An 18,759-nucleotide genomic window follows, 5' to 3' on the forward strand; every position below is an offset into this window, starting at 1 on the left:
TGACCCATGGATGAACATATTATGGATTTTGAATTTGAAGAGGAGATCGAGGCGCTTGAGCAAAAAATCCTTGATCACCCCAATAAAAAGGACCTTGTCGTATTTTATGGAAGCTCCTCGATAAGGCTATGGGAAAACCTGGAAAATGACCTGACTCCCCTGAACATCCTCAACCTTGGCTTTGGCGGATCTTCTTTCTCCTGGTGTATTTACTACTTCGAGCGTCTTTTCGCCAACATTGAGCCGTCCCATATGGTCATCTACGTAGGAGACAATGACCTGGCGAATGGCATCAAACCAGAGAAAGTGCTGAAAAAATTTCGGATGCTGGTGAAGATGGTTCGACTCACTTTTCCCAGGATGCCTTTGGATTTCATTACCATCAAACCCAGTCCTATACGCACCTACCTACTACCGGAAATACAGCTTACCAATAAGCTCATCAGGAAGGAACTGATGGGTCTGGACAAAGCCCGCCTCATCAACGTGTTTGACTCTATGCTCAATGAACGAAATGTAGCCCGTCCGGAACTCTATCTGGAAGATCAGCTTCATATGAATGAGAAGGGTTACAAAATCTGGCGCGGCGTGGTGAGGCGTTACTTTGAGATATAAAAAAACCACCCGGCAAGGCCAGGTGGTATCGGGTGTGTTGTTTAATAAGCGCTTATTCCACTCCATACAGAGCTTTCCCTGCCTCTTCGTACTTGTCTCCCGCTTCCCAGAAAATCTCCTCGGTACGGTTGCCAATGAGCCACACTGCGTAAATAAACGATTTGGAGTATTTCGTCAGATACTCATAATCCAGCGTATTGGGTTCATCTGTAGGCTGATGGTAGTATTTAGTGATTTCTTCGTTCATTTCGGTATATCCGGGATCATAAGAAACCGAAGGCACGCCCTTGGCCGCAAAGCTCACATTGTCTGATCGATCGTAATAGTTTTCTTCTGGCAAAGGATCATCTATGGCGGTAAGTCCAAAGGCCTGCGCTGACTTCACAAAAAGTGGTGTCACTGAAGTCCTGTTAAATCCTACCACGGTTACCTTCGTCACGTCGTTGTACCCTCCGGTATCAGTATTCAGGTCAAAAACGGTTTTTTCCAGGGGAAACACAGGATGATCCGCGTACCAACGACTACCCAACAGTCCTTTCTCCTCAGCATTGCATGCTAAAAAAGCCACAGATCGCTTGGGTGGGTTTTTGCTTAGATACTCAGCAGCCGTGAGCATATTGGCTATGCCTATGCCATTGTCACGGGCACCATTCCAGATGGAGTCTCCGTCTGCCTTGCTCACACCTACATGATCCAGGTGCGCCGAGATCATGACATACTCACTTTTCATCGTGGGGTCGGTCCCCTCTATGTAGCCCACTACATTGGGTACAGATATGGACAGATTATTTTTACCCTCGATCGTGATCGTGGCAAGCGCCCCATCACTTTCTTCAAAATAGGCCAGCACATCACCCGAGTCATACAGCCATGCCGATGGAAATGTGGATTTGCCTCCCACTTCGCCTTTGTCGAGTCGGTACTTTTCTCCTGAGAAGTAATATTGAATGAGCTTCCATGGATAACGACCGGGCTTATAAAGTTCCACCAGGCCTAATCCACCTGCCGCCTCCACCATTTCCTGCTTTTGGATGGTATAAGGGGTAAGTCTCTCATCAGGGTTACCATTCCCGGCTTTGGCTACCACTATTTTTCCTTTGAGGTCTTTACCTTCCAGGTCGTCCTCCAGGCCAAAACCCACATAGATGACCTCACCACTGAATGTCCCATTGGTAGAACTGTAGAAGACCATATCATCTCCCAGATTGAAGGTTTTCTCCCCTACCGACAAAGTAGCTTTCTGGGGACTTACTTCTTTGATCAGGGAGACAGGTTGGAAATAGGAATCCATACCCGGAGCCATTTTCACTCCATAAGAGCGAAACCGCTCTGCAATGTATCTGGCCGCTATTTCATTTTCTAGAGTACCTGTATTTCTTCCTCTCAGCTCATCGGAGGCCAAAAAATACAAGTGTGATTTGATTTCACTTAGCTGAACTTTCTTGTCTATGTCCTTCACCAGTTTTTGAGAAAAACTCCCAAAAGAGACCAATAAGGCCGTGGATAGTACCAGTAATTGCTTCATTTTCAGTTTGTGTTTATTCTTAGAAGCGCTAAAGTACAGAATTGTTTATCAGAGCGTAATGAGGATTTTGTATGCGGTCATTATTTGGCGTTGGATGGTATTGCTTCAGGCTGCTGGTATAAAAAAGCCCTCCAGATACTTGATCTGGAGGGCTTTCGGAAAAGAAGAACTTCTGTTAAAACTTTGGATGTTTTTCACCCGGGAAAGTTTTCTCGAAGAACTCGCCGTATTCTTTGATCGTTTGCTTCATGTCTTTCCTCAACCAAATGATCCCGATCAGGTTGGGTATCGTCATCAGAGCTATGGTGATGCCCGACAAGGTCCAGATGATGGTGGTATCCTGAAAAGCCGCAAAGAAAAAGGCAATGACATAGACGATGCGGTAGTAAATCACGGATTTAGAACCGAATAAGAAAGTCATGGCACGGTCTCCATAGTAAGACCAGCTAATGGCTGTGCTAAAGGCAAATAATAGCAGGCCAATGGAGACAATATACTGACCATAGTCACCAAAAAATCCTCTATTGAATGCAATGGCCGTAAGTGGTGCACTGTGCACCAGTGACTCTCCAATAAACTTCAGCGGCTTACTGTCGGTCACTGTCCCGTTGACAATCTCCACCGAACCGGTGAAGACCTCATCTGTCAGGAGCCCTTCATTTTTGTAGACCATGACATTCTCTGCAAAACTTCTTGAATGCAGAAACGTGATGTCTTCGTTCTGTATTTTACCATCCACCACATTCAGTGCGCCAGTATATACAGGCAATGCTTTAATGCCATTCAAATGGTCATAGATGGTTTTAGAGTTATCTGGGTTGCTCTCTTTATAGCTATCGTTGAGTATCTCTATCTCAGCATATTCAAATTGATTATTGTGCTTTTCTGACCATACGCCAGATGAAAGTAGTACCAGGCCAGTCACCAGACAGATGATAATGGTATCGATGAAAGGCTCCAGAATGGCCACCATACCCTCAGACAATGGCTCGTTAGCCTTGGCCGATGCGTGAGCAATAGGTGCTGACCCCTGACCCGCTTCATTGGAGAAGAGTCCTCTGTTCACTCCACGATTGAAGGCAAAAGCAAGATTGGCTCCGATGAAGCCCCCAGTAGCAGCCGTACCAGTGAAAATATCACTAAAGATGGAAACGAAAGAAGGGATAATATTTTCGATGTTGAAGAATATAACGGCAAAGGCTCCAATGAAATAAACTATGGCCATCCCGGGTACCAGCTTGGAAGTCACCGCAGCGATCCGCTTGATCCCTCCGATAATCACCAATCCCAAACAAATAGCCAGTACCGCGCCTGTTAGCATCTGATTAACTCCGAAGGTGGATAACATGGTGCTGGAGATGCTGTTGATCTGAGGGAGACTCCCTGTGCCAAACGAAGACAGCACTGTAGCCACAGCAAAGATGGTCGCCAGCCACTTCAGGTTCACTTTTTTACCTCCTATTTTGAAGTCGGCATTTTTCATGTAATACATTGGCCCACCGGCCATGGTGCCGTCATCCAGTTTGTTTCTGTACTTATGCGAAAGCGAAACCTCCACAAATTTGGTACACATACCCAAAGCAGCAGTCACGAGCATCCAAAAAAGAGCTGCAGGGCCACCAAGGTGTACCGCAAACGCAACACCCGCAATATTGCCCGTACCTACCGTGCCCGAAAGGGCTGTAGACAATGCCTGAAAGTGCGAAGTATCGCCTGGAAGATCCTTTCGATCAAACTTTCCACTCACAATGCGGAGGGCATGTCTGAAAAACCTAACCTGAGGAAACTTGAGGTAAATAGTAAAAAACAAACCTGTACCTAGCAGGGCATAAGGAAACCAGACTGCCCCACCAATGAAACTGTCAATGAGGCTAAGAAATTCGTTGATCTGAAGCATAAAAGGGAAAAGGTTGTAAAATTGATAATCCGACAAAAGTAATGATTCTAATGAAAGTAGTGCGGTCTATCACCTCGCTTTGATTTCACGGCTGCCTTGGATAAATTGACCACATGATCGGTCTTCTGAAAATCATCCTCAAAATACTCCCCTGGCTATTGGTAGTACTCCTACTCACACTTATGCTGCTGGAGGAGAAGCTGTCACTGGATGTGATCACGGGAGGAAAAGACACTTACCAGAGCACCATCCTCACACGTGTAGAGGAAATGGGAAATCTGGAGCTGGTAAAATACAATTTTCAGGAGGTGACGGAAGTAAAAAAGGCGGTGGATAAAATCGATTTTAAGTTTTTCAAACTGCCCACATCTCTGGCTCCCGACTCCAGGGCGGTGCTCATCAGTCAGGGAAGTGCTGCCGGTTGCATCGACCTGTCCGCCGTACGAAAAGAAGACATCAGGGAGGATAACGACACCCTCTATGTGACCCTACCCACGCCTAAACTCTGCTATTTCAAAATAGATCTGGAAAAATCAAGGCTCTATGACCTGGAGATCTCCGGAATAGCCAGAAACGATCAGAAAAAATTCATGGAGGAACTATACAAAGTGGCTGAAGCAGAAATCAAAGCTTCAGCTCTGAAAATGGGCATCCTGGAGCAAACGCGGACCAATGCCCGACTTGTCCTACAGCCACTTTTTGAAAACTTGTCCAATAAACCGGTCGTCATCAAGTTCCGAATGGATCAATCCATCATTTTAAATCAATAAATCAACCTATGAGAACAAACATTTCCTCGGGGAGCCCCTGGGAAGACAAAGTTGGCTACAGCAGGGCGGTAGTCATTGGCAACGTGATAGAAATATCCGGCACAGCACCGGTCAAAGATGGTGCTCCTTTTTACGGGTCTGCCTATGAGCAAACCAGGTGCTGCCTGGAAATCATCGAAGCAACACTCAAGAAAGCCGGAGCTTCCCTACAGGACGTGGTGCGCACACGCATGTACGTCACCAACATTTCTCTGTGGGAAGAAGTTGGCAGGGCACACGGAGAATTTTTCAGCACCATCAAGCCTGCCACCACCATGGTAGAAGTGTCGGCACTGATAGACGATAAGCTGGTGGTGGAGATAGAAGCAACGGCTGTCATCAGCAAGGGCTAGAAAACCCAAAGCGCTCCTGCCGGACGGCAGGAGCGCTTTTTTCAGCTCTTCTCTTTCTTTTTTCGGCTCATGGCCACATCGTAAACAAACGAAGCAGCCAGTTTGGCGGTACGCCCATCGTCATAGGTGGGGTTAAATTCCGCCACATCAAAGCTGATGACTTTGCCCGTACCCAGGATGGTTTTGATCATTCCCCGAACTAAATAGGGAAACACACCGAAGGCTGCCGGAGCACTCACACCAGGCGAAAAGCCCATGGACATCACATCCAGGTCCAAGGTGATATAGATGTAATCCATGCGTGCGGCAAAGCCCAAAATACGCATTTTGATCTCCTCTATGGTATCAATGCGTACCTCCTCCAACGGGATATAGGTCTGGTTGTAAATCTCCATCACCTTGAACTGAGCCCGCTGATTGGCCGCCTGATTGATCCCTATGGGTAGATAATGGATCTGCTCTCCGCGCTCCTCACAGTCGTCTACTATTTGCCGAAAGGGCGATCCCGAATGCGCGCCGTTGGCGTAAGACCTGAAATCAAAATGCGCATCAAAGTTGATGACTCCTATATTTCTCTTTGGCTTATCCTTCACAAACTCGTAGATGCCATTGTAATGACCATAGGCGATCTCATGTCCACCTCCAAGCAAGATTGGGAAATACCCGGCGCCTAATAAAGTGGTCACCTTCTCCGACAACTCCTTTTGCGCCTCTTCCAGTTTGCTTTTTACCGTGACCACATTGCCCACGTCTTTGATCATGAGTTCGTCATTATTGAAATGTACGGCCAGATTGCACATGGCCTTTCGGATAACATCAGGACCATCTTTGGCTCCGGGTCTTCCCTGATTTCTTTTCACACCCTCATCAGAAGCAAAACCTAAAATAGCTACCTGATTGGGGTGGGCAGCAGGCACCAGGTTTTTTTCCATGTCCACTACCTCCACTACATGATGCCACAAGTGGCCATCTTCTCCATCAAACGGGTCATTTCTCCCCGTCCAAATTTTCTTATTTGGTGACTGATACATATTTGGTCTAATCTAAAAATCTGTGACTTCAGGTGAGCTGCCCGCTTTTCCAAACCAGCGATGGCTTCACACTCCCCTGATGATAAAAAATCTCTCTGTAGTCCTTTAAGGAAAAGGCGATCATATCCGCACGCTCACCAATGGCCAACCGGCCCCGGTCCTTCAGGTTGAGCGCCTGAGCAGCCCGGAAGGTAATCCCGGCAAGCAGCTCAGCGGCGGTTAGTTTTTCATATACCCCCAACAGGGAGGTTTGCACCAGCAAATCACCCATGGGCGCAGATCCTGGATTCCAATCGGTCGCAATGGCCAGACTCACACCAGCGTCCAGCAACTTTCGCGCGGGAGTAAACTGCATTCCCAACCCCAAAGAGGCTCCTGGCAAAGCCACTGAAATCACATCCGAAGTGGCCAGGGCTTTGATCTCATTTTCGCCAGAGGCTTCCAGGTGATCGGCACTAAATGCCCCCATTTCCACCGCCAACTTACTGCCCCCTACACTAAACTGATCAGCATGTACTGTCAGCTCGAAGCCCAATTTGCGTGCCGCTGACAGATAAGGTCGCGCCAGGGGCTCAGGAAAAGCATTGTCTTCCACAAAAATGTCAACTCTTTTGGACAGTCCTCTTACCAGCACCTGAGGAAGTAGCTCATTTTCCAGGTAAGCCAAAAAAGCAGCAGGTTCATAATCTTTGGGGCACACATGAGCTGCCAGGCAGGTGGGGACCAGATCGGCCTTCACCACCGACTTTGCATCACGGATCACCTCCAACAGCCGAAGTTCATGTGCTGTTTCCAGTCCATAACCGGTCTTCACTTCTATGGTGGTCACACCTTCATTCAGATGCTTATCGGCTCTTCGGATTAAGTTTTGAAGGAGATCCTCCGATTCGGCCTGCTGAGTTTTACGGACTGAATCAAAAATACCTCCTCCAGCTGCCAGAATATCCTGATATGACCGCCCCGAAGTACGCATGGTATAGTCCTGATAGCGACTTCCTCCCCACACGAGGTGAGTATGGCAGTCCACCAGGCCGGGGATGAGCACCATGTCTTCTTCAATGGGGTGGTATTCGTAATCCCGGACATCAAAGGAAGAAAACGGAGCGATGTTGACAATGTATCCATCCTCTACCACTACCCCTCCCTGCTCAATCACCGTGAGCTCCTCGTTCTGAATTTTCCCTTTCAAGGGAATGTCCCAAAGTGCAATAATTTGCCTGAAAGGTCCATGAAGAATAGGCATCGAGGGTGTTTTTTGGATTTAAATGAAAAAGAACACAAAGCTAGTAGGATTTGCTTACTTAGAAGCAGATGCCCCTGGTAATTACACTCAATATCCGTACTTCTCTTTCCATCGGTTTTTGAGAAATTTTCGCAGTTCATCCTCCCGGGGATTCTTACCCGGATCATAAAATCTGGTGGCCCTGATTTCCTCCGGCAGAAACTCCATTTCGGTAAAATTGTGCTCATAGGCGTGGGCATACTTATAACCCTCACCATATCCCTGATCCTTCATCAGCTTGGTTGGGGCATTGCGAATGGCCATGGGCACTTGCAAATCACCTGTGCGGGCGACCACCCGCTGAGCTTCATTGATGGCCTCATAACTGGCATTGCTCTTGGGCGAGCAGGCCAGATAGGTTACACATTGTGACAAAATAATCCGGGATTCGGGATAGCCAATTACGTTGACTGACTGAAACGTCGCATTGGCCATGACCAGCGCAGTGGGGTTGGCATTGCCAATGTCTTCAGAAGCTAAAATGAGCAACCTGCGGGCGATGAACTTGACGTCTTCTCCTCCTTCGATCATTCGCGCAAGGTAATACACCGCTGCATTGGGATCACTCCCCCTGATGGATTTGATGAATGCAGAAATGATGTCATAATGCATCTCCCCGGACTTGTCATAAAGTACCGTCTTGCGCTGCACGGCATTGATCACCTTTTCATCGGTGATCACAATTTCCTTCGTATTTTCATCGCTCTTGATCACCAGCTCCAGGATGTTCAGGAGCTTCCTGGCATCCCCTCCTGAGAGGTTAAAAAGTGCTTCGGTCTCTTTCAAATCCACCTGCATCTTCTTCAACTCATGATCCTCGACCAGAGCTTTTTCGATGATGGTTTTCAGGTGACCTTTTTCCAGGTGATTGAGCGTGTACACCTGGCATCTGGAAAGTAGGGCTGCATTCACCTCAAAGCTTGGGTTTTCTGTTGTAGCCCCAATCAGCGTGATCGCTCCTTTTTCTACTGCGCCCAACAGGGCATCCTGCTGGCCTTTATTGAACCGGTGGATCTCATCAATAAAGAGAATGGCCTTGCTGCCGCCACGTATATTTCCAATTACTTCCCGGATGTCCTTTACGCCAGCGCTTATGGCACTCAGGGTATGAAAGGGCATTTTCACCTGATTGGCAATGATATTGGCCAAGGTGGTTTTCCCTGTACCGGGAGGTCCCCACAAAATCATGGAAGGCACTCGGCCCGAAGCGATGGATCGCTTCAGAATGCCCTTCTCACCCACCAAATGCTCCTGACCGATAAGCTGATCCAGATTGGAAGGCCGCATCCGCTCCGCCAGTGGGGAGTTGTCTTGAAAAATGCTCATACCACAAAGATAAATGGCCCGGTGGCCAATGGGCACAAAAAAACAGCTTTCCTTTAGAAAGGAAAGCTGTTCACTTTTGGATTGAAAAATGTCAGTTATCGAATCTGGCCGTTAGCCCCAGGTTATTAACAACCTGTTGGTAAAATTCTCTTTCGGATTTTTTGGGGTGATAATCCTTATTCATATAGGAGAAGCAATAATTAACAAAATGTCGCTTTTCCTCCTCTGAAGCCAAATGCATGATATCATACTCTTCCCATTCTTCCAGCAGCTCCAAAGTGTCATCTTTGGGAACTCCCAAAAACTGACCTATATTAACAATTGCATCTCTTTTCTCTCCAGCAGGCCCGGCTAGCTTTGCAAGGGTGCAGAGGATCTGCATAGTCTTTTTGTCAATTTCGGTGAATACCATAAGCTGTCTTTTTAGAGTTACCAGAATATAGAATCGTAGTACAATTATACGAATTGCAAACGATTGCAAGGCCATTTTCGTTGTAAATATTTTCACTTTATTTGCGCCGAACCAACGTCCGTTAAATTTACATTTCGCAAAAAATAACCAGCGCAAATCATTCATTATGCAGAGTACAAATCGGCAAAATAAAATGCTGCGACAAGGCCAGTTTTTATTCAAATATCGTGGTCTCCTCCCAGTGGCTTTTTTGATCATCGGGTTGATTATTTTTTTTCTGCAAGCCCGACACTCTGCTTTTTTCTTTACCGAAGATGACCAGCGCACCTACGATCTCGCATGTTTGTGCCTGGCCCTATCAGGCCTGATCATTCGGATCATTACAGTAGGTTATAGCCCAAAAGGTACCTCCGGAAGAAACACAGCCACGCAGGTAGCCCATCAGCTTAACACTACAGGACTTTACGCTGTGACCAGAAACCCGCTGTACCTTGGCAATTTCCTCCTCTGGCTGGCAGTGGTTCTCCTTTGCCAGCACCTTGGGTTCACAATCTTATTTCTGTTGAGTTTTTGGTGGTTTTATCGACTCATCATCTTCACGGAAGAGACCTTTCTGGAAACAGAGTTCGGAGCAGACTACCTGACCTGGAAGCACAACACCTCAGTCTTCTTTCCCTCTCTGAGAAAATACCAACCCAGCACCCGGGCCTTCAACTGGAAAAAAGTGCTGAGAAAGGAGAAAAATGGGATTGCTGCCATTTTCGGCATTTTCTTCCTATTCCAACTCTCCGGAGCCATAGCAGCTCCGGAAAAATTTCATCCCGTGACATTTCTAGCTGATCACCTCTTCTGGTCTGTGTGCGCCCTTGGTTCCGGCCTGTACTACCTGCTGATCAAAGTGATTTCAGCCACGACAAACTGGCTCGAAAATAACAGCGGAACTGGTAGGGCTTAAGTCCGCGACCATATCTTTGCCACGTGAAAATTCCGGATTTCAAGCAACATATCGCCATGCTCCTGGTGGGGCTCCTCTATGGCACCAATTACAGCATTGTCAAAATCATCACTCCAGAGTACATTCTTCCTTTTGGGCTGATCGTGATACGGGTGGCCATCGCCACAGCTTGTTTTTGGCTCATAGGGCTTTCCGTTAATGAAAAAATAAATTGGCGTGCTGACTGGGTTCGGATTGTGCTCTGCGCATTCTTTGGTGTAGGGATCAATATGCTTTTCTTCTTCAAAGGAGTGAGCCTAACCACCGCCATCAATGGGAGCATCATCATGACACTCACACCGGTGATGGTCTTTGTGACCTCCCTGATCCTGCTGAAAGAGAAGGTCACCCTTCTGAAAGTCCTCGGGTTGGCCGTTGGGTTCCTCGGGGCATTTCTGATTATCTACAGCCCTGGAACAGGGATATCCCTGGGAAACTGGAGAGGGGATGTGCTCATTCTCCTCAATGCCATGAGCTACGGTGTCTACTTAGTCCTGGTAAAGCCACTCATGACCAGGTATACCCCCATTTCGGTAGCCAAATGGATCTTTTTCTTCGGCTTTTTACTGGTGCTCCCGGTTGGCTGGAATGAATTCACCCAGATTGAATGGCAGGCACTCACGGCCAAGGTATATTTTAGCATGGCCTTTGTGATCATAGGGGTGACAGTGATCGTCTATGTACTGAACATCTGGGCTTTGAAAAAAGTCAATCCCTCTACGGTAGGTGTTTACATCTACGTCCAACCTGTTTTCGCCACGCTGATCGCCAGTACCTTCTTCGGGGAAATACTATCCATCCGGCACCTCATAGCAGCACTTCTCGTGTTTGCGGGTGTATGGCTGGTGGTGAAAAGAGGTTAGAGGTTGACTGTATCGTAAAACACCAGGTACCATTTTCCATCGATCAGTTGGAAGCGGCGCTCCGAATAAAAACCGCCACCATCCTCCTGTACTTTTTCGATGACTTCACCTTCTGTTTTCACGATATCGGTGATGTATTGTGGATCAGAAATTTCAGTCACCTTTTGCTTATGTGGCTCCCAAGCTGATTTTACCCAGGGCTGACTGCCCTCTGGGCCTTCATACTCTCCGGACAGCGGAAACTTCACCCGGTCTAGCTGGAAGCGCTCGTCAGCATGAAAGCGGTCATAGAACTCCTCAAAGACCTCTGAAGTCCTGGAAGTAGTAATGTTCTTGGCGCATCCGGCCAATAGCGCTGCGATCAGGCATAGGATACTCCATTGATAAAGGTTTTTCATAGGCTTTTGAAGGTGGAAAGTGTTTGCTCCAGGTGATCATCCGTGAAATCCAGATGAGTCACAAATCTGACTGCTTTTTTTCCGAAAGATACGGCCAGCACGCCCTTTTTGGCGAGCTTCTTCAAATATTCTTCCGGTGAAATCCCATCCAGCTCGGCAATCACGATATTGGTTACCACCGGGATCACCTCACCAATAAAAGGCTGCCCCTCCAGCCCCCTGCCGATGGCCCTGGCCCTCTGATGATCTTCGGCAAGTCTGGTACGATGGTGATCCAGGGCATAGGTACATGCTGCGGCCAGATAGCCCGCCTGTCGCATGCCTCCACCCATAGCTTTCCGCACCCGCTTAGCTTCTTTGATCATGGGCTTGGAGGCCAGCAGCACAGAACCCACCGGAGCCCCCAGACCTTTTGAAAAACTAATAGAGAGCGTATCAAACAAACCTCCATAATCTGCCGGGTCTTCCCCCGTCTCCGCCAGCGCATTGAAAAACCGAGCCCCATCCATGTGTAGATTCAGGCCATGAGCATCGCAAACTTTTCGAATCCTGCGTATCTCCCTGATATCGTAGATACTCCCACCACCCTTGTTCATGGTGTTCTCGAGGCCTACCAGTTTGGTCCGCGGAAAATGAATGTCATCCGCATTGATGTTTTCCTCAACCTGCTCCGCTGTAAGACGTCCTCTGTCTCCAACGAGTAACTTCGGGGAGAGCATAGAATTGTAAGCCATTCCGCCACCTTCGTAGAGATAAATATGAGCATCTTTATCGCAGATCACCTCATCCTGGGGGCTGGTGGATATGCGCAGCGCAATCTGATTGGCCATGGTGCCAGAAGGGCAAAAAAGTGCCGCCTCCATACCAAAAAGTGCCGCAATCCTCTCCTGAAGTTCATTCACTGAGGGGTCATCGCCCAGCACATCGTCGCCCACCTTAGCGGACATCATGGCCTCCAGCATGGCAGGCGTAGGTCGTGTGATGGTGTCGCTTCTCAGGTCGGCTATGCTGCTTGTTGTCATCATTGCTCTAAAATATGGAAATTGGAAATAAACCTATCTTTGAATCCCCATAAATTCATATTAACACGCATTAATTCGACTCTATGATTATCCACCTCAAAGGTGACCTGGCTCCTGAGAAAATAGCCACCCTCGCTACTGCACATGAAGCCATCCATTTTCGGTCAGAGGACAGGGACATACTGGTGCTCTCTTCCAAAATCACTTCCGTCCCGACAGCCCTGGCCCCTTACGTTGATCAATCTTTTGTGATGTCCAGCGATATCCAGCTGGCCAGCAGGGACTATCAGCCTTATAAGAGAAATATTAAAATTGGTCAGGATGTGTTAGGTGGCAGCACCAATCACACCATGATGATGGCTGGACCCTGCAGCATAGAATCCTGGGAACAAATCTCTCAGACTGCTGAGCTGCTAAAATCCCTCAACATCAAAACATTGAGGGCAGGCTGTTTCAAGCCACGCACCTCGCCCTATACCTTTCAGGGAATGGGCGAAGAGGGATTAAAAATGCTGGTAAAAGTGCGGGAAACTTATGATCTGAATATTATCACTGAGGTGAAAGACAGCTCTCACGTGGACCTGGTGATTGACCATGCAGACATTGTACAAATCGGCACCAAAGCCATGTATGACCAGAGTATTCTACGAAAATGCGGGAAGTCTACCAAGCCAGTCCTGCTCAAAAGAGGCTTCGGTACCACTCTGCAGGAGTTTGTGCAGGCGGCAGAGTTTATCCTTTCCGGTGGCAATCCCAATGTCATGCTGTGTGAACGGGGTATTCGCACATTTGAAAATAAAACCAGGTTTACCCTCGACCTGACCGGTGTGGCCTATCTGAAGGAATTCACCAACCTGCCCGTGGTGGTAGACCCCAGCCATGCCATGGGTTATAGATATGGCATCCCTGATCTCACCAGAGCTGCTGTAGCGATGGGGATTGATGGTTTGCTGATAGAAACCCACCCAACACCCGAACTGGCGAAATCTGATGCCGCCCAGCAACTCAATTTTGATGAGTTTACCAAAATGTTTCATTCACTAAAACCTGTCGCAGAGGCGGTAGGTCAAAAACTAATCTGATGTCTAAACTTTCACACATTAAGCTCCTGGTATTGGACGTGGACGGCACCATGACCGACGGAGGGATCTACATCATGGAGGATGGCAGGCAGTTCAAAAAATTTCATGCCCGTGACGGGCTAGGTATCAAGGAAGCCATCAAGGCTGGCGTGGAAGTGGGCATCATTAGCCATAGTCTGGCCACAGAAATGGTCAACTCCCGCGCCAATATGCTGGGAATGAAGCACTTTTATGTGGGTCAACGCCCTAAGCTTGAGGTCTTAAATGAATGGATGAAAGCACTCGACATCAGCTACAGTGAGGTCTGTTTTATTGGTGATGACCTCAATGACCTGGAGGTCATGCAAAAAGTGGGTTTCTCTGCCTGCCCGGCGGATGCAGCATCCGGTATCAAGAAAATTGCGAAAGTGGTATTGGACAGAAAAGGTGGAGATGCTGCGGTGCGTGAATTTATTGATCGATTTATCCTTTCTGGGGACTAATCAATCAAATTTATTTAAAAACTGAGTGAAGAAGAAGATGGGCATTGGCCAGAGCTTCCTGGCAAACTTCTTTTTGAAAAAGCCAAAATGGCCAATTTTTTCAAATCCCAGATCTTTTGGTTTGATAAACTGAAAAGTGGTCACGGCATTTCGATAATAATGCATCAGGGCCTGTGTAGCGGCCGAAGGTGCCAGCAGTTTATCATCCTGAATATTCACAAAATGCACCGGGATCTTTACCGCATCAAATTTTTGGGCCATCTCCTTACTCCCCTGCAATACGCCCTGAGGGTGGGTTCCCCACTTTCTCCACTCGAGTGCCGCATTCCTGGGGATATCTATTTTTCCACCCATGGTCCAGCCCGGCAAGTAGCGGTAGATGGCCACAGTGGTGGGTATTAAAATATACCAGAAAATCAGTACATACAGCCACCAAAAGCCCTTCCAGTGTCCATTATAGGCAGATTGAGACCCCACAAAGTAAGCTGATCTAATGCGTCCGTTGTTGGCCGCCTTTGGAAAAATCTGCCCCGCCACACTGTGACCTATCAGGAAAATTTTATCATATTTTTTATTCGCCCAGGCAATCACGCTATTGAGGTCTTTGTCCCCCCAGTCGCTCATTTTGCAGCGCTCGTCTTTGACCGAGCTGTGCAGCGAGTCTCCTATCCCCCGATAGTCAAAAGTGATCACATCAAATTCTTTGTATTGGCAAGCGTAGTCTGCAAACCCTTTGTAGTAGCGCTGAGGGGCCCCTGCTGCAGGGCTCACGATGATCAGATGTGCGCTTTTGGCATCCCCTGAAAAAAGCGTAGCGCTTATTTTAGTTTTATCCTCCGAAATGATCTGAAACCCTTCAGCCTTATGCATGCCTTGTTTTTATACTGAATTTGCCGATGTGGCGGATGACATCTGACTGCCGCAAATGTATTATAATACTTTATATTCACAATCCGTTTGGCAATGTGTCCATTTCAAATATTTTTGCAACTCAAATAGAAACCAATCCAAAATGAGCGTTCTAGTTAATAAAAATTCTAAAATAATCGTACAGGGCTTTACCGGCACTGAAGGAACCTTCCACGCCACTCAAATGATTGAGTACGGCACGAATGTAGTAGGAGGCGTAACTCCAGGCAAAGGTGGACAAAGCCACCTGGACAAACCTGTGTTTAATACTGTGAAGGATGCCGTAGATGCAACAGGTGCTGACGTATCTATCATCTTCGTGCCACCAGCATTCGCTGCTGATGCCATCATGGAAGCTGCTGATGCAGGCATCAAGGTTATCATCACCATCACAGAGGGTATTCCTGTGAAGGACATGATGAAAGCCAAACCTTACGCCATTGCCAGAGGAGCCAAACTGGTAGGGCCAAACTGCCCTGGGGTGATCACTCCGGGTGAAGCCAAAGTGGGCATTATGCCAGGTTTTGTATTTAAGAAAGGAAATATTGGGATCGTTTCTAAATCAGGAACATTGACCTACGAAGCAGCCGATCAGGTAGTAAAAGCAGGATTGGGTATTACTACCGCCATCGGTATTGGAGGAGATCCTATCATCGGTACTTCTACCAAAGATGCTGTACAGTTGCTCATGGAGGATCCGGAGACTGAAGGGATCGTGATGATCGGTGAAATCGGTGGAAACTACGAAGCTGAGGCAGCCAAATGGATCAAAGAAAATGGCAACAAAAAGCCTGTAGTAGGATTTATTGCCGGCCAAACAGCACCTCCCGGAAGAAGAATGGGCCATGCCGGAGCCATTATCGGTGGCGCAGATGACACTGCTGCCGCCAAAATGAAGATCATGGCCGCCAATGGCATCCATGTGGTCAACTCCCCTGCAGATATCGGGGAAGTCATGAAAAAAGCATTGGGCTAATAACTTTAGTTCGATTAGATATAGATAAGCCGGTCAGAATTTTCTGACCGGCTTTATTTTTTTATTGCCCTTCTTTTTTTTTGCAAACTAATTTTTCCGTGTTACGTTTGTGCTCTCAAATCGATAAAGCATCGATTTATAAAGAAGCGCTGAGAGACAGGCTCTAAGAAGCGCTAGCAACCCCCACCCTAAACGGGAAGGTGCTAATTCCTGATATATAAATTGATAGTTATGAAATTCAACAAAAACACTTTTGCGAAAGCAACTGCTTTTTTGCCAAGCATTGAAGCAAGGTTATCTATTTCACATTCTCCGATCGACAGAGGGTTCTGTTGTATGTGTTACTACTGCTAATTCCGCAGGTATTGTTCCTTTTAGTTATTGGAAAATCCGCAGGCCGATTCATGTATTGTCTTTGGTCATAAAAGCATACCCCATATACTATTCTAGAATCTTAAAAAATATACACTCATGTCAGCATTAAAATTTGAAACCTTACAACTACACGCAGGCCAGGAAATAGACCCCACTACAGGATCACGGGCTGTGCCTATTTATCAAACTACTTCATTCGGATTCAAAAACTCCGAGCACGGCGCTAACCTTTTCGCCCTGAAGGAATTTGGAAACATCTATAGTCGGATCATGAATCCCACCAATGATGTATTCGAGAAGCGTATCGCTGCACTGGAAGGGGGAGTGGCCGCATTGGCGGTAGGCTCCGGGCAAGCTGCTCAGTTTATCGCACTCAGCAATATTCTGGAGTCTGGTGACAACTTTGTGTCCAGCTCATTTCTCTATGGCGGCACTTACAATCAGTTTAAAGTAGCCTTCAAGCGCCTCGGCATTAAAGTGAAGTTTGCTGAAAGCGACCAGGCCGAAGAGTTTGAGAAATTGATCGATGAGAAAACCAAAGCCATTTATCTGGAAACCATCGGCAATCCGGGTTTCAACGTGCCTGATTTTGAGGCGATCGCGGCAGTAGCCAAAGCAAACAATATTCCACTCATAGTGGACAATACTTTTGGAGCTGGTGGCTACCTCTTTCGACCTTTGGAGCATGGGGCTTCAGTGGTCACTGCCTCGGCTACCAAATGGATAGGTGGCCATGGCACAAGCATAGGTGGTGTGATCATAGATGGCGGAAACTTCAACTGGGGCAATGGAAAATTCCCGCAGTTTACCGAGCCTTCTGAGGGCTATCACGGATTGGTCTTCTGGGATGTGTTTGGAGAAGGAAATCCGCTAGGTCTGCCCAATATTGCCTTTGCTATCCGAGCCCGGGTGGAAGGTCTAAGAGATTTTGGACCGGCACTCAGCCCATTCAATAGCTTCTTGCTTTTGCAGGGACTGGAAACGTTATCGCTGCGCGTGCAGCGTACCGTGGATAATGCACTGGAACTGGCGCAATGGCTGGAGCAGCACCCATTGGTAGAAACCGTCAACTATCCGGGTCTGAAAAGCAGCAGCTATCATGAGCTTGCCAAAAAATACCTCAAAAACGGGTTTGGTGGAGTGCTCTCATTTACCCTGAAGGGAGAAAAAGAGTTGGCCACACAACTAGTAGATAATCTGGAGTTGGTCAGTCATTTGGCCAATGTGGGGGATGCCAAAACGCTGATCATACAGCCTGCGGCCACCACCCACCAGCAATTATCCAATGAAGAACAATTAAATGCGGGCGTACTTCCCAACCTGCTCAGAGTCTCTTTGGGCATCGAGCACATCGATGACATCAAAGCGGATTTCCAGCAGGCTTTCGAAAAAATATATGCAGACAATCAAGTTAATGCCTAATACCATCGAACAAATACAGCCAAAATCTGCGATCCTCAAAGTAGAAGAACCGTTCATCCTGGAGTGTGGAGACACACTCCGGAATGTCCGGATTTCCTACACCACCTACGGTACGCTCAATAGTGAGAAGACCAATGTGGCCTGGGTATTTCATGCCCTCACTGCAAACGGGAACCCCGCGGAGTGGTGGCCCGAGCTTGTGGGTCCCGGTAAGGCTATCGATCCGGAAGATAAGTTCGTCGTATGTGCCAATATGCTGGGCTCATGCTACGGCACCACCGGACCAAAAAACTATAACTTCCCTCTGGTCACGATCCGTGACATGGTGAATGCTCACAAGCTACTGAAAGCGCATTTGGGAATCGAAACCATCCATCTGGGAATCGGTGGATCTATGGGTGGACAGCAGCTTCTGGAATGGGCCGTGGAAGAGCCTACACTTTTTGATCACATCGTACCCTTAGCGACCAACGCTTTCCATTCCCCATGGGGGATTGCCTTCAACGAGGCACAGCGAATGGCGCTGGAAAACATCGATAGTGCCAAAGGACTGGAGGCCGCCCGAGCCATAGCCATGCTATCATACAGGCACTACAACACCTATAACAAAACGCAGCGAGACATAGACCAGCGATGGGATGACTTCTCGGCATCCTCTTATCAGCGATATCAGGGTGAGAAACTCCGCAAACGATTTTCAGTGGAGAGTTATTATTACCTCTCCAAGGCCATGGATAGCCACCACGTAGGCAGGCATTTCGGGTCGTCAGAAACTGCCCTGAAACGTATCCGATCCAAAGCACTGGTGATCGGTATAGATACAGATATACTTTTCCCCCCGGAGGAGCAGCAGTACATTGCCGGGCTCATACCGGATGCAAAATTCCGTTTGGTCACATCCGCATTTGGTCATGATGGATTTCTGACTGAATCGGAACAGATTTCTGAATTGATCCGTGATTTTTTGAAAGCCTAAACATATCAGA

The 18,759-nt window shown here is 47.6% G+C and carries 19 protein-coding genes and 1 riboswitch; of the genes, 10 read left to right on the forward strand and 9 right to left on the reverse strand.

Going from position 1 to position 18,759, the window contains the following annotated elements; genetic code table 11:
- Positions 1 to 6: 6 nt before the first annotated feature.
- A complete protein-coding gene (locus GV030_RS15605) occupies positions 7 to 615 on the forward strand; it encodes a GDSL-type esterase/lipase family protein (protein WP_159583995.1) in 609 nt (202 codons plus the stop codon).
- Between the two features lie 52 nt (positions 616 to 667).
- On the opposite strand, the gene GV030_RS15610 is transcribed toward GV030_RS15605, so the two are convergent.
- Together GV030_RS15610 and GV030_RS15615 are read right to left on the reverse strand one after the other, a co-directional pair.
- Complete coding sequence (locus GV030_RS15610) at positions 668 to 2,140, reverse strand: M28 family peptidase (protein ID WP_159583997.1); 1,473 nt, start codon at positions 2,138 to 2,140, stop codon at positions 668 to 670.
- A gap of 175 nt (positions 2,141 to 2,315) precedes the next feature.
- Positions 2,316 to 4,037 (reverse strand): sodium:alanine symporter family protein, encoded by a 1,722-nt coding sequence (locus GV030_RS15615; protein ID WP_159583999.1) that lies wholly within the window; start codon positions 4,035 to 4,037, stop codon positions 2,316 to 2,318.
- A 113-nt stretch (positions 4,038 to 4,150) separates the two neighbouring features.
- On the opposite strand from GV030_RS15615, the gene GV030_RS15620 reads away from it, so the two are divergent.
- The gene (locus GV030_RS15620; RefSeq protein WP_159584001.1) at positions 4,151 to 4,807 is read left to right on the forward strand and encodes a DUF4230 domain-containing protein; all 657 of its coding nucleotides are present in this window, start codon (positions 4,151 to 4,153) and stop codon (positions 4,805 to 4,807) included.
- Between the two features lie 8 nt (positions 4,808 to 4,815).
- Positions 4,816 to 5,199: a RidA family protein gene (locus GV030_RS15625; protein ID WP_159584003.1), complete on the forward strand. Its 384-nt coding sequence runs from the start codon at positions 4,816 to 4,818 to the stop codon at positions 5,197 to 5,199.
- Between the two features lie 41 nt (positions 5,200 to 5,240).
- Here GV030_RS15625 and hutG read toward each other — a convergent pair whose 3' ends face one another.
- From hutG to GV030_RS15645, 4 genes are all read right to left on the reverse strand, one after another.
- Positions 5,241 to 6,230, reverse strand: coding sequence for a formimidoylglutamase (hutG, locus tag GV030_RS15630; protein WP_159584005.1), 990 nt, complete (start codon positions 6,228 to 6,230; stop codon positions 5,241 to 5,243).
- 28 nt (positions 6,231 to 6,258) lie between these two features.
- Positions 6,259 to 7,473 carry an imidazolonepropionase gene (gene hutI / locus GV030_RS15635; protein WP_159584007.1) on the reverse strand — a complete coding sequence of 405 codons (1,215 nt, stop codon included), beginning with the start codon at positions 7,471 to 7,473 and terminating at the stop codon, positions 6,259 to 6,261.
- An 87-nt stretch (positions 7,474 to 7,560) separates the two neighbouring features.
- Positions 7,561 to 8,838 (reverse strand): replication-associated recombination protein A, encoded by a 1,278-nt coding sequence (locus tag GV030_RS15640; RefSeq protein WP_159584009.1) that lies wholly within the window; start codon positions 8,836 to 8,838, stop codon positions 7,561 to 7,563.
- Between the two features lie 91 nt (positions 8,839 to 8,929).
- The gene (locus GV030_RS15645; protein WP_159584011.1) at positions 8,930 to 9,415 is read right to left on the reverse strand and encodes a hypothetical protein; all 486 of its coding nucleotides are present in this window, start codon (positions 9,413 to 9,415) and stop codon (positions 8,930 to 8,932) included.
- Between the two features lie 28 nt (positions 9,416 to 9,443).
- Between GV030_RS15645 and GV030_RS15650 the strand changes: the two genes are divergently transcribed.
- A complete protein-coding gene (locus GV030_RS15650; protein ID WP_159584013.1) occupies positions 9,444 to 10,205 on the forward strand; it encodes an isoprenylcysteine carboxylmethyltransferase family protein in 762 nt (253 codons plus the stop codon).
- A gap of 23 nt (positions 10,206 to 10,228) precedes the next feature.
- Positions 10,229 to 11,107, forward strand: a complete 879-nt coding sequence (locus GV030_RS15655) for a DMT family transporter (protein WP_159584015.1) — start codon at positions 10,229 to 10,231, stop codon at positions 11,105 to 11,107.
- On the opposite strand, the gene GV030_RS15660 is transcribed toward GV030_RS15655, so the two are convergent.
- A complete protein-coding gene (locus GV030_RS15660) occupies positions 11,104 to 11,505 on the reverse strand; it encodes a hypothetical protein (protein ID WP_159584017.1) in 402 nt (133 codons plus the stop codon). The genes GV030_RS15655 and GV030_RS15660 overlap by 4 nt on opposite strands.
- Positions 11,502 to 12,530, reverse strand: a complete 1,029-nt coding sequence (locus GV030_RS15665) for a low specificity L-threonine aldolase (RefSeq protein WP_255465487.1) — start codon at positions 12,528 to 12,530, stop codon at positions 11,502 to 11,504. The genes GV030_RS15660 and GV030_RS15665 overlap by 4 nt, the downstream gene beginning before the upstream one ends.
- A gap of 80 nt (positions 12,531 to 12,610) precedes the next feature.
- Between GV030_RS15665 and aroF the strand changes: the two genes are divergently transcribed.
- Both aroF and GV030_RS15675 read left to right on the forward strand, forming a co-directional pair.
- On the forward strand, positions 12,611 to 13,609 hold the full coding sequence (gene aroF, locus GV030_RS15670) for a 3-deoxy-7-phosphoheptulonate synthase (RefSeq protein ID WP_159584019.1): 999 nt from the start codon (positions 12,611 to 12,613) through the stop codon (positions 13,607 to 13,609).
- Positions 13,609 to 14,091 carry an HAD family hydrolase gene (locus GV030_RS15675; RefSeq protein WP_159584021.1) on the forward strand — a complete coding sequence of 161 codons (483 nt, stop codon included), beginning with the start codon at positions 13,609 to 13,611 and terminating at the stop codon, positions 14,089 to 14,091. Before aroF ends, GV030_RS15675 begins: the two co-directional genes overlap by 1 nt.
- Here the strand turns inward: GV030_RS15675 and GV030_RS15680 are convergent, their stop codons facing one another.
- A complete protein-coding gene (locus tag GV030_RS15680) occupies positions 14,092 to 14,961 on the reverse strand; it encodes an alpha/beta fold hydrolase (RefSeq protein WP_159584023.1) in 870 nt (289 codons plus the stop codon).
- Positions 14,962 to 15,103: 142 nt separating this feature from the next.
- Here GV030_RS15680 and sucD point away from each other — a divergent pair, with 142 nt between their 5' ends.
- From sucD to metX, 3 genes are all read left to right on the forward strand, one after another.
- The gene (gene sucD / locus GV030_RS15685) at positions 15,104 to 15,976 is read left to right on the forward strand and encodes a succinate--CoA ligase subunit alpha (protein WP_159584025.1); all 873 of its coding nucleotides are present in this window, start codon (positions 15,104 to 15,106) and stop codon (positions 15,974 to 15,976) included.
- Positions 15,977 to 16,109: 133 nt separating this feature from the next.
- Positions 16,110 to 16,200, forward strand: a riboswitch (SAM riboswitch).
- Positions 16,201 to 16,447: 247 nt separating this feature from the next.
- Positions 16,448 to 17,773 carry an O-acetylhomoserine aminocarboxypropyltransferase/cysteine synthase family protein gene (locus tag GV030_RS15690; protein ID WP_159584027.1) on the forward strand — a complete coding sequence of 442 codons (1,326 nt, stop codon included), beginning with the start codon at positions 16,448 to 16,450 and terminating at the stop codon, positions 17,771 to 17,773.
- On the forward strand, positions 17,766 to 18,749 hold the full coding sequence (gene metX / locus GV030_RS15695) for a homoserine O-acetyltransferase (RefSeq protein ID WP_159584029.1): 984 nt from the start codon (positions 17,766 to 17,768) through the stop codon (positions 18,747 to 18,749). Before GV030_RS15690 ends, metX begins: the two co-directional genes overlap by 8 nt.
- Positions 18,750 to 18,759: the final 10 nt, after the last annotated feature.

The organism is Marinoscillum sp. 108 (assembly GCF_902506655.1).
Taxonomy (GTDB): Bacteria; Bacteroidota; Bacteroidia; order Cytophagales; family Cyclobacteriaceae; genus Marinoscillum; species Marinoscillum luteum.

Excerpts from the sequence above, each read along its gene's own strand:
- GV030_RS15605 (WP_159583995.1), top strand. The coding sequence starts at position 7 with ATGGATGAACATATTATGGATTTTGAATTTGAAGAGGAGATCGAGGCG.
- GV030_RS15610 (WP_159583997.1), bottom strand. The coding sequence starts at position 2,140 with ATGAAGCAATTACTGGTACTATCCACGGCCTTATTGGTCTCTTTTGGG.
- GV030_RS15615 (WP_159583999.1), bottom strand. The coding sequence starts at position 4,037 with ATGCTTCAGATCAACGAATTTCTTAGCCTCATTGACAGTTTCATTGGT.
- GV030_RS15620 (WP_159584001.1), top strand. The coding sequence starts at position 4,151 with ATGATCGGTCTTCTGAAAATCATCCTCAAAATACTCCCCTGGCTATTG.
- GV030_RS15625 (WP_159584003.1), top strand. The coding sequence starts at position 4,816 with ATGAGAACAAACATTTCCTCGGGGAGCCCCTGGGAAGACAAAGTTGGC.
- hutG (WP_159584005.1), bottom strand. The coding sequence starts at position 6,230 with ATGTATCAGTCACCAAATAAGAAAATTTGGACGGGGAGAAATGACCCG.
- hutI (WP_159584007.1), bottom strand. The coding sequence starts at position 7,473 with ATGCCTATTCTTCATGGACCTTTCAGGCAAATTATTGCACTTTGGGAC.
- GV030_RS15640 (WP_159584009.1), bottom strand. The coding sequence starts at position 8,838 with ATGAGCATTTTTCAAGACAACTCCCCACTGGCGGAGCGGATGCGGCCT.
- GV030_RS15645 (WP_159584011.1), bottom strand. The coding sequence starts at position 9,415 with ATGAATGATTTGCGCTGGTTATTTTTTGCGAAATGTAAATTTAACGGA.
- GV030_RS15650 (WP_159584013.1), top strand. The coding sequence starts at position 9,444 with ATGCTGCGACAAGGCCAGTTTTTATTCAAATATCGTGGTCTCCTCCCA.
- GV030_RS15660 (WP_159584017.1), bottom strand. The coding sequence starts at position 11,505 with ATGAAAAACCTTTATCAATGGAGTATCCTATGCCTGATCGCAGCGCTA.
- GV030_RS15665 (WP_255465487.1), bottom strand. The coding sequence starts at position 12,530 with ATGATGACAACAAGCAGCATAGCCGACCTGAGAAGCGACACCATCACA.
- aroF (WP_159584019.1), top strand. The coding sequence starts at position 12,611 with ATGATTATCCACCTCAAAGGTGACCTGGCTCCTGAGAAAATAGCCACC.
- GV030_RS15675 (WP_159584021.1), top strand. The coding sequence starts at position 13,609 with ATGTCTAAACTTTCACACATTAAGCTCCTGGTATTGGACGTGGACGGC.
- GV030_RS15680 (WP_159584023.1), bottom strand. The coding sequence starts at position 14,961 with ATGCATAAGGCTGAAGGGTTTCAGATCATTTCGGAGGATAAAACTAAA.
- sucD (WP_159584025.1), top strand. The coding sequence starts at position 15,104 with ATGAGCGTTCTAGTTAATAAAAATTCTAAAATAATCGTACAGGGCTTT.
- GV030_RS15690 (WP_159584027.1), top strand. The coding sequence starts at position 16,448 with ATGTCAGCATTAAAATTTGAAACCTTACAACTACACGCAGGCCAGGAA.
- metX (WP_159584029.1), top strand. The coding sequence starts at position 17,766 with ATGCCTAATACCATCGAACAAATACAGCCAAAATCTGCGATCCTCAAA.